Here is a 1,424-nt window from a genome sequence, read left to right as displayed (position 1 = left end):
TTTCTGATAAAGATAGCGTTGCTTGTCTGATACGTTGACGTTTGTTTTCTTGCTTGAGAAATTGCCAATAGATGGGTTCAAATTTTTTGAAAAAATCATCAACAATACAAAAAATTTCTGTAAAATCATACATGGTAGTTAGAGCCTTTGGGTTGTGTCGTAACTTTCTAAATGGCTCTAACTACCTTTTTTTCAAGGGCTTTTCTTATCCGTAATTCGGGTTAATATAGATGCAATGCAAATACAACACAGATGGATTGGTCAGCAAATGTTAAAACAAAGTGTGTTTACCATGGCAGCAATGCTTATCAGCTTCAATACGATGGCAGCCAACACCGTGGTAGAAATGACAACCAGCATGGGCAATATTGAAATCGAACTGTTTAATGACAAAGCCCCAGTTTCTGCAAAGAACTTTGAAAATTATGCCAAGTCAAACTTCTATAACGGTACGATCTTCCATCGTGTTATCCCAGGCTTTATGGTGCAAGGCGGTGGTATGGATGCCAATATGCAAGAAAAGCCAACCAAAGCGACCATTCGTAATGAATCAAGTAATGGATTGAAAAATACCCGTGGTACCTTGGCGATGGCACGTATGAATCATCCTGATTCTGCCAGCAGCCAATTCTTTATTAATGTGGTAGATAACGATTTCTTAAATCGAAGTCCACGTAACGCAGGCTATGCGGTATTTGGTCAAGTCACTAAAGGTATGGATGTTGTCGATAAAATTGTAAAAGTACCAACAGGCAACTATGGCATGCATCAAAATGTACCGAAACAAGCGGTAAAAATACTCAGTGTGAAAGTGAAAGAGGCTGCCCCAACAAAATAAGCGGATTTAGATTGCAAAAATATGAAAAACATATTTTTAATTTAAAATTATAGGGTTAGTGCGAGTTTTGTGTGTTTTTGAACCAAAATAGTGCGTAAAAATCCAACACTCGTGAAAACAAGCAGTTAAAAGCACTTGCACGTGTAGGAAATTGCCCTATAATGCACCCATCCCGACGCAAAACAGCCTACGAACTTAGCTTACAGGGTTAAGTTGTTAGAAGTGTTTTGCGTTAAAATTTCTGCTGACGAGGCAGAAANACTCGAAGTTTATTTGAGCGAAATTTAAGTCAGAAAATTGATGAGCCAGATTTGGAAGTTTAGATTAAAACTTCAAAATGATTTTAACTGAAGAGTTTGATCATGGCTCAGATTGAACGCTGGCGGCAGGCTTAACACATGCAAGTCGAGCGGGCGAGGTTGCTTCGGTAACTTAGCTAGCGGCGGACGGGTGAGTAATGCTTAGGAATCTGCCTATTAGTGGGGGACAACATTCCGAAAGGGATGCTAATACCGCATACGTCCTACGGGAGAAAGCAGGGGATCTTTATGACCTTGCGCTAATAGATGAGCCTAAGTCGGATTAG

At 39.8% G+C, this 1,424-nt stretch carries 1 protein-coding gene, 1 rRNA gene and 1 pseudogene; 2 read left to right on the top strand and 1 reads right to left on the bottom strand.

The features are described from left to right. A pseudogene (locus AC07E5_RS01400) lies at positions 1-133 on the bottom strand (IS982 family transposase); the annotation flags it as partial. 135 nt (positions 134-268) lie between these two features. Between AC07E5_RS01400 and AC07E5_RS01395 the strand changes: the two are divergent. After that, complete coding sequence (locus AC07E5_RS01395) at positions 269-838, top strand: peptidylprolyl isomerase (RefSeq protein ID WP_004969822.1); 570 nt, start codon at positions 269-271, stop codon at positions 836-838. 344 nt (positions 839-1,182) lie between these two features. After that, a 16S ribosomal RNA gene (locus tag AC07E5_RS01390) occupies positions 1,183-1,424 on the top strand; the annotation flags it as partial.

This window comes from Acinetobacter seohaensis (assembly GCF_056431365.1).
The sequence above is the reverse complement of the archived record's forward strand: the minus strand, read 5'-3'. Positions and strand labels throughout refer to the sequence as shown.